The sequence below is a fragment of the Neisseria sp. P0022.S010 genome, from assembly GCF_051956635.1.
Map to the genome: position 1 here is coordinate 1 of NZ_JBQCXF010000103.1, position 9099 is coordinate 9099.

At 46.1% G+C, this 9099-nt stretch carries 7 protein-coding genes; 2 read left to right on the forward strand and 5 right to left on the reverse strand.

All coding sequences use genetic code 11. The features are described 5' to 3' along the window. Positions 1 to 6 precede the first annotated feature (6 nt). The 5 genes from tssH to tssK all read right to left on the reverse strand — a co-directional run bounded on the left by tssH (position 7) and on the right by tssK (position 7121). Positions 7 to 2826 (reverse strand): type VI secretion system ATPase TssH, encoded by a 2820-nt coding sequence (gene tssH, locus ACTHUT_RS10245; protein ID WP_440386793.1) that lies wholly within the window; start codon positions 2824 to 2826, stop codon positions 7 to 9. Positions 2827 to 2897: 71 nt separating this feature from the next. Then, positions 2898 to 3386, reverse strand: coding sequence for an Hcp family type VI secretion system effector (locus ACTHUT_RS10250; RefSeq protein ID WP_107858381.1), 489 nt, complete (start codon positions 3384 to 3386; stop codon positions 2898 to 2900). A 70-nt stretch (positions 3387 to 3456) separates the two neighbouring features. Continuing rightward, complete coding sequence (locus tag ACTHUT_RS10255; protein ID WP_440386792.1) at positions 3457 to 5091, reverse strand: OmpA family protein; 1635 nt, start codon at positions 5089 to 5091, stop codon at positions 3457 to 3459. A 17-nt stretch (positions 5092 to 5108) separates the two neighbouring features. Further along, a complete protein-coding gene (locus ACTHUT_RS10260) occupies positions 5109 to 5771 on the reverse strand; it encodes a DotU/TssL family secretion system protein (protein ID WP_440386791.1) in 663 nt (220 codons plus the stop codon). A 3-nt stretch (positions 5772 to 5774) separates the two neighbouring features. Further along, a complete protein-coding gene (gene tssK, locus ACTHUT_RS10265) occupies positions 5775 to 7121 on the reverse strand; it encodes a type VI secretion system baseplate subunit TssK (protein WP_440386790.1) in 1347 nt (448 codons plus the stop codon). Positions 7122 to 7280: 159 nt separating this feature from the next. Here tssK and tssB point away from each other — a divergent pair, with 159 nt between their 5' ends. Continuing rightward, positions 7281 to 7781, forward strand: a complete 501-nt coding sequence (gene tssB / locus ACTHUT_RS10270; RefSeq protein WP_070589491.1) for a type VI secretion system contractile sheath small subunit — start codon at positions 7281 to 7283, stop codon at positions 7779 to 7781. A gap of 38 nt (positions 7782 to 7819) precedes the next feature. Next, positions 7820 to 9099: type VI secretion system contractile sheath large subunit (gene tssC / locus ACTHUT_RS10275; protein WP_440386789.1), on the forward strand; the 1280-nt coding region annotated here is incomplete at its 3' end.

Consider the following 9099-nt stretch of genomic DNA (forward strand, 5'->3'; position numbering starts at 1 on the left):
TCCGCCTTATTCAAACAAGACGTCTATACCTTCTGCCCCAACCTCCAAGCTCGCTCGCTCCGGCATATGACCCGCCGTCTGCTGCCATTGTAAAAAGCTTTGGGCTATCGCCGGCATCACCTGACGGTTCAGCAGGTGGTCGATGTTGCGCGCACCGCTGTCGCCGGTCGTACAGGAATCGGCCAGCAGCGCTGCAAAGTCCTCACTGTAGCTGAGGTGTGTTTGATGGGCTTCATACAGCCGGTTTGCTATTTTATCCAACTTCAATCTGACGATTTGGGCCAATGCTTCTTTTTCCAACGGACGGTAAGGAACGACCTGCATACGCGCCAACAATGCGGCCTGGAAGTGGTCTGTCAGTATCGGACGGATGGCTTCCGCCAGTTCTTCCAAGCTGTATTCGGGTGCTTCTTCGGCTTCGGCCGGGCCGTCTGAAACCTCGGTGTGCTCAGGGGAGGTTTCCGGTATTTGTGCAGAAAGTTCTACTTCGGTATCGGCGATCTGTTCTTGTCCGTTTGCTTCTTGGTTTTCTTCTGCAGCGGCTTCTTCTGCCTCTTCTGGCTCTTGCGGTTTTAACAACTGGGTCAGTTCGTTTGCGCCCAAGTTCGAAGTCATCAGGATAACGGTGTTTTTGAAGTCGATTTCCCGGCCTTCGCCGTCACGCATCATGCCTTTGTCGAAGACTTGGTAGAAGAGGTTAAGGATGTCTTTATGGGCTTTTTCGACTTCGTCCAGCAATACGACGCTGTATGGTTTTTGACGTACGGCTTCGGTCAATACGCCGCCTTCGCCGTAGCCGACATAACCCGGAGGCGAGCCTTTAAGTTGGGAAACGGTGTGTGCTTCGCGGTATTCGGACAGGTTGATGGTAATCAGTGATTTTTCGCCGCCGAAGAGTGCGTCTGCCAATGCCAGGGCGGTTTCTGTTTTGCCGACACCGGATGGGCCGCTCAACAGGAATACGCCCAACGGGGAGTCGTTGGTTTTCAGGCCGGCTTTAGCGGCCCTTAAACTTTGTGCAATCGCATGGATGGCTTCGTTTTGTCCGACTACGCGTTGCTCAAGCAGGCTTTCGAGCTGCAGCAGGTTGGCCAGTTCGTCTTTGAGTACACTGCCTGCGGGCACGCCTGTCCAATCGGCGATAATGTCGGCAATCACGGTTTCATCGACGCTGGTAAAAATCAGCGGTTTGCCTGCGACGACGGCATCCAGCTGTTGCTGTTTCCCGGTCAGGCTTTGTTGTGCGGCTTTCCGCTCTTCGGAAGTCAATTCTGTATTTTTGGCGGCTTCCATCAAGGATTGGATTTCGTCCGCCAATTGTTTTTCTTCCTGATAGCGGCGGTTCATTTCTTCGCGCTGTTCGTTCAGCTGGGCAATTTCCTGCTCGACTTGTCGGATGTTTTCTTCTTGCGACGCGTTCAGACGGCCCAATTGTTTGTCGGCATCCAATGCTTCCAATTCCCGTTGCAGCGAGGAGGCCTGTGCCTCCATCAAGCCGAAGATATGGGGAACGGTATCCAAGCTCATGCGGACGCGGGCGGAGGCTGTATCCAACAAGTCTACGGCTTTGTCGGGCAGTTGGCGGCCGGTAATGTATTTTCTGGAGAGTTGTACGGCTGCAATGACAGCGGAATCTTGAATATGGACTTTATGGTAAGCGGCATAACGCTGTTTCAAGCCGCGCAGCATGGTAAAGGCTGATTCGTCATCGGGCTCTTCTACTTTGACCATCTGGAAACGGCGCTCCAATGCGGCATCTTTTTCAAAATATTGTTTGTATTCGCTCCAGGTTGTGGCGGCAATGGTGCGCAATTCGCCGCGTGCCAAGGCTGGTTTTAAGAGGTTGGCGGCATCTGCGCCACCGGCACTGTTGCCGGCGCCGATTAAGGTATGCGCTTCGTCAATGAACAATAAGATGGGTTCTTCGGAATTTTGAACGGCTTCAATCACGTTACGCAGGCGTTGTTCGAATTCGCCTTTGACGCCCGCACCTGCCTGCAGCAGGCCCAAGTCCAAGACCAATACCTGTGTGTTTTCTAATATTTTAGGCACTTCGCCTGAGGCGATTTTCAAGGCCAGGCCTTCTACCAGTGCGGTTTTGCCGACACCTGGTTCGCCGACCAAAATCGGATTGTTTTTACGGCGGCGCGATAAAATATCCATCATTTGGCGGATTTCTGTTTCGCGGCCAAATACGGGGTCGATACCGCCTTGGGCTGCTTTTTCAGTCAGGTTGACGGTAAAGCGAGCCAATGCATCGTTTTGTCCGGTTGCTTTAACCGGTTGTGATTTGGATTCTGCCTGAGTGCCGTCCTGGCCTTCTTCGGCAGAAGTTTGGGCAAACGTATTGTTGGTGCCTTCGATGGAGACTTCATCCAACCATGTTTTCAGACGGCCTATTTGGGTTTCCGTCAGACTCAACAGCGGCCATGCATCCTGCGTCATCAGACGGTAAGGGGATTTCAACAATGCTTGATACAGATAAGCGGAACGGATTTCCGAGGCGCCTTCATCACTTGCCAGCAGCCATGCGTCTGACAATAGGCTGACCAGTGATTTGGACAGTGAAGGATTACCGCGGACATTGCGCGGCAGTTTGTCCATCGTGTCCAGCAAAGGGTTCCAGATGTTTTCCGAATCAATTTCGTAACGTCTCAATAAGGCGCCGACATCGCCATCCCCTAATTCCAATAGCTTGATAAACAAATGGTCAACCGTAATTTCGGCATGACCCCGTGTTTGACATAAACCGGCGGCGGCTTCCATTGCCTGTTGGCAATGCGTATTCAGACGACGTAATAATAAGGCTTGATCATGTGCAGACATTTGATATCCCTGATGTAAAAATGTGTTATAAAAAAGTGCTACCTTTATCAGGCAGCACTTTATGTGGATGATTAAGCGCGGCTTTCGTTCCAGCTGTCGGAATGAATGATGTTACCGTCTTTATAAGTCCAAGTGATTTTTTCGTAGCGCAATTCAACGCGTTCCAAGTGGTTGTAACGCTCGCGTGCAGGGTCTTTGATATTGTGCATTACAGGACCTACTGCGACAACTTTAACGTTGTCCAGTTTGGTATTGAAGTACTCTTTCTCTTGACCAGATGCATCAATTTGATACCACTTGATTTCTACTTCTTTTAAAGTTTGACCGGTGGTTACCGCTTTGTACAAGTATGGAGAAGACGCATCGTATTCTTTGTACAATACGATAGGTTCATGAACGCGGGTACCTGTCAGTTTGCCAGTATTGGCATCTGTAGGAATGCGGACGTTGTGTTGGAACTCAACGATCTCAACACTGTCTTCACGGCCGTGAACGTCAACGGAACCTTTAATAGCGGAACCGCCATCGTCTTTCAGCCACATATAAGCAGGAATTGCCATATTTTTACTCCTTAGTTTTATTAAAAACGCTTTAAGTTTTAAGGCTTAAAGCAACTTGTGCTGCATTGAATTACTGTGTTGCCGAGGGAATAAGGATAATCTCAACCCTACGGTTCTTGGCCTTACCGTCTTCTGTTTGATTGTCTGCAATCGGTTTGGTATCGCCCAAACCTTTGACTTCAAACCTGCCTTCCGGAACATTGGAAGAAATCACCAACCAATCTTTGACGGATTGAGCTCGTTTTTCTGACAACTGCTGATTGGAAACGGGATTTCCGACATTATCGGTATGGCCTTCAATTAAAATGCGGGTATCAGGATGTGCTTCGATTGCCTTCAATACGCCAATTAATGCTTTATTGGCATTATTTTTTAATTCAAACTGTCCGGTTTCAAAAAGTGCCAAACTGTCCAAGGTAAGAACTACCGGATCCGGCTTCTTAACAGGCTTGGGTTCGGGTGCTTTAGGAATTTCGGCAGGGATTAAGGCTTTTAATTTGGGGATATAGGCCTGCGCACGATACAGTCCCAAACCCAAATATGCAGGAACGCCGTGATCACGGTATCCTTCAAGCAATTTCAAGTCTTGCTTCAACAACCCTAATTTTCTATCCTGTTCGGCTTTATCCGTTTCCATACGGAAGTCCGCTATATGCGTGCCAATTTGTTCCAACAAACGGCTGTTATTAACGGTTGAAAACGACGTAGCTAGAAAAAACCCGGCAACACCAATGAATAATACCTTAAAAATCATATCTGAAATATGATTTCTATGATAAACGGCATATTTATCCAGATATTCGGATAGGATGTATCTTACTGTATCATGTTGAACACTTTTTACCGTCGGAATAAGACCATCTGTATTTTTTACAAGATAAGCGGCCCATTCAGATGTATTTTGAAAATTTCCGCCATCGGCAAGGCTTAAACTGCATATGTCCACATACTCCCATCCGCTATCTGTATTTTTTAAGAATTTTTCTTCTAAAAAATTCAGTGCCTCCATCAGATAAATATATTGATGGCTATACTGGGCATTGCTGTCATGCAGGAATTTAAGGGACAGGGCGTTTTTCAGATTCTTTAAGAATTCGTTTATCTGCAGACGGTTGTGTTCTTTCTTATTGATGATAGAAAAAACGGAATGGCTGTTTTTTCTATCAAACAAAAAAGATACCGGCGTTTGAATCAACCAGTGCACCGGGATAGTCAAACCCGTGCTCTTCTGCAGAAAAAGTATGTTACGCAACCATGTGCGCAAAGTGGTCGCAATATCGGTATTTTCCGCAGGGGAAAGCCACAGCTCCAGACTCACAGAAACATACTTATGGGCTGTATTTTCAAGCAAATTGGAAACGACCGGATGCAGATTTTCCGAACCCGATATGTTGATATAGACGGTTTCATTTACCCTCTCCACCAACTTTCTCGGCGCAGAAGAGTCATGCAGACGAATGGTATAGCAACCCAAATCTCCGTTGGAATCCAATTCCCCTGAGATTTTCTTCCAAAAATCCGTATTGATTTGTTCGTGTTTTTTCTTTAGATAAAAACGCCAATAATAAAAGGCCGCCCCAATGGATAATGCCCAAGCACAGCCTTTGATTATCCAACCTGTCTGCCAATATACTGCGAACACATACAGTAAAACGAGCTCAAAAACAGCCAAGACCGCCAGAACCGAAATTTTCCAATAAGTCATTATATAAACACTTGAAATTACAATGCTTGTACTTGCTCAACCAAACCATCCAGATAATATCCAAATGCAAAGTATGCAACCGTTGCCACAACAATGCTTCCTACAAGCAACCAGGCCGGACGGAGGCTGAATGCTTTTTTCAGCGGCATTCCCTTTTGATCTATATAAAACAACTTGCCATCTTCCGATACAGCATTACTTGGGAAGGCCGGAGTGATTTTTTTCAACTGTTCCTGTGCAGTATGCAATGCATCTTCATCCAGAACATATCGGCCCCTGAACCCCAAGTTGATCACGCTCTGATAGGTTTCCGCCACCAAGGGGCTGGCATCCTTGTGGTTTTTACACAAAGATTCGATTCTGTCACACAGGATATTCCCTGCATTATATGATTGGAAAAAACAAACCTGCATAGGGTTTCTTTCCCACACTTCCCTGTCGTTACCTTTCAGCGTGCGCAGTGCAACTTCATCCAAAAGGGCACATTGTGCATATGAAACTTCTTCAATATCCGCCTCTTTCCATCCAAGCTCGGCTAATTTTGCCTTTAAATCTTGAATCAGATTCTTGCAATGAACATACCATGATTCGGAATGGTCAGGTGTAAAGCCGGCGGATAATGCAGATACCGCCAAAGCAGTATCTCTCAAAACGGTTCTAATTAAGGGTTGATTATTCATATATTAAATACTCACTACTGCAAATAGGCTTAAATGTAAATCAGAAATAGAGGCCGGAACATAAATGCTGCATACTTGGGACTGCATCATCCTATCAAACGCGACATGCCGTTTATCCAACCTAAAATACACATTGTCCATTCTAAAAGGCAGGCCCGGCGGAGTCTGATGGAGATGATGCAAAGGTACGCCGACCACTGCCGTATTAATTACACGCTCCACATCATCGGGCGCACCGATTTTGCTGACCAAAGGCAGCTGTTTTTGCAATTCCGAGAAGTCGACGGAGTCGGAATGGGCGGAAAGATAAAACTCTGCATCAGCATTGATTCGGTCATCAAATATTTGGGCGCGCCAATGCGTCGATTTCAGATGCTCCAGCGACAATTCGATAACAGGGGAAGGAATAACCTCATCCAGTAAATCTCGGATCTTTTGTTCCAAACGGTTGAATGTTCCAAACAAATCAAAGTGATCATATGAGTCTATTTCTTTAACGGACTCGTTGGCTCTAAAGGTATACAGCATACCCAGCAGGCGTACCAAAAGTTTATAAAACTCTTCCGGATGTTTCTGAGGGTAGTCATTCAGGTGCTTCAATTCCGGATAAATGGTATTTAAGCCATGCAGAAACCAAAACAGCATCGAATCGGAAACTGAAAAATCAACGACACTTTCGCTCCGAGAGCGGCGGCGGGCAGACAAATTCTCTATACGGGATAATACCATCAAAGTGATACGGTTAAGACAAGAGAATAAAGTTTCCGATCCTGTTATGGATAACAATGGCGGGATATAGTTTTTAGCCCAAACGAAAGCGCCCGTCTCATCTTTCTCTATTGCACCGATAGGACAGGTAATATAGTCGTCATTTTGTTCAAAATCGAAACGAATGGTGAGATTCAATCCCTCCACCGCAAACTCTGTTTCTTCGGCAGAGAAAATATCCTCCACCTTCTCAAAGCTCTTAACAAAGCGCTTGGGCGTATCTTTGGTTTCATCCTCATCTACCAAGTTTGAAACATGTGCCTGATAGACTGGCAGTGCCAACAATACAACATTTCGTTGCTGTAAAGGCAGACCTTCAATATTGCGCACATTGACGTGGCGTCCGCCGGCCTGCAAATCAATTAAGGTGCCATCCGGCAAGCATGCCTGAAGTGTATCTAATTTGATTTTTCCAACTTCTAATGCCTGCCGGTCAAATTCACATTGAAAACAGCCCCACCTAAAATCCCCCATCACTCTCATTAACAGGGCATGCATATGATTGTTGAATTTGTCTTGTTGTTGAAAATGTTGAGGAGATAAGAGTACCCCCTCTTCCCATAATGGCTTGTGAAATTTCACTGAAAAACCTTTTTCCGGTAAATTTGAATACGATAGACAAGCTATCTGTCTAACATTTATACTAACCAATCAGGATATTTCCTGACCCCATACCTTGCATTTTATTTGAAAAAATGACATAAGTGTCATTTAATCTATCAAAAAAGGATAAATTTCATCGTGAGCAAAAGTTTTCAAAACGAAGTTCCGCCTTCCCGCATCAATATTAAATTGGATTTGCATACCGGCGGTGCACAAAAAAAGGTTGAGTTGCCGCTTAAGCTTTTAGTAACCGGCGATTACAGTAACGGTCAAGATAAACGCGACCTTGCCGAAAAAGAAAAAGTCAATATTAACAAAAACAACTTTGATTCAGTATTATCCGATTTCAATCCTAAAGCCAATCTGACCGTCAAAAACACACTTTCTCCTGCCGGCGGTGAGATGAATGTGAATTTGGATTTCAAATCTATGCGTGACTTCCATCCGGAGCAAATTGCCCAAAATGTACCGGAATTGCGTGCCTTGCTGGCTATGCGCAACCTGCTTCGCGATTTGAAATCCAACTTATTGGACGACTCTGCTTTCCGTCGCGAATTGGAAACCATTCTGCGTGACGAGAACCTGTCTGCCGAACTACGCGACCGTCTTGAAAAAATCGCACCTATCAATAATAAGTAACATTAAAGGCCGTCTGAAATACCCGTAAGGATTCAAATATGCAAAAAAGCCAAAAGGCCCAAGCCCAAACTACAGTGATCGAACAAGAAAGCACAAACAGTGTTTATGAAGATCTGTGTAAAAAAATCAATCTGAACGCCGTTGACTCCGTCATTGATATCGAGCAATTCCAAAGTGCCGAGAAAATGTCGGAAGCCTCTGCCGACGAACGTATCGCGGCAGCTGTCAGTGTCTTCATGAAAATGATCCAAGACTCCTCTCAAAAGGTGGAGCGCCTGGACAAAAGCCTGCTCGATTACCACATCGCACGTATCGATGAACAACTCAGCCGTCAACTGGATGAAATCCTCCATAACGAAGAATTTCAAAAAATTGAATCTGCATGGCGCGGTTTGAAATTCTTGGTTGACCGAACCGACTTCCGTCACAACGTTAAAATCGAAATCCTCGACGTTTCCAAAGAAGATTTGATTCAAGACTTTGAAGATGCGCCTGAAATCGTGCAAAGCGGACTGTACCGCCACACTTACAGCAACGAATACGACACCCCGGGCGGCGAACCTATCGGTGCCGTAATTTCAAACTACGAATTTGACCGCAGCCCTCAAGATATGGCTTTGTTGCGCAATATCTCACGTGTTTCCGCTTCTGCACACATGCCCTTTATCGGTTCAGTCGGCGCATCCTTCTTCGGTAAAGAAAGCATGGAAGAAGTGGCCGCCATCCAAGATTTGGCCAACTACATGGATCGTGCCGAATACATCAAATGGAAAAGCTTCCGTGAAACAGACGATGCACGCTATATCGGCTTGACCCTTCCCCGCTTCCTCGCCCGTCTGCCGTACGGCAGCGACACCGTGCCTGTCCGCGGCTTCAATTACGAAGAACAGGTAAAAGGTACGGAACATAACCGCTATTTGTGGGCAAATGCATCATTCGCCTTTGCCGCCAATATGGTGCGTAGCTTCATCAATAACGGTTGGTGTGTTCAGATTCGCGGCCCGCAGGCCGGTGGCTTGATTGAAGACTTACCTATTCACATGTATGACCTGGGTACCGGCAATCAAATGAAAATCCCGACAGAAGTCCTGATTCCGGAAACCCGTGAATTTGAATTTGCCAATCTGGGCTTTATTCCATTGTCTTTCTATAAAAACCGCGATTACGCCTGTTTCTTCTCCGCCAACTCAACACAGAAACCTGCGTTGTATGAAACCAAAGAAGCAACCGCAAACAGCCGTATCAACGCCCGTTTGCCTTACGTCTTCCTGCTTTCCCGTTTGGCGCACTACCTCAAACTGATCCAGCGTGAAAACAT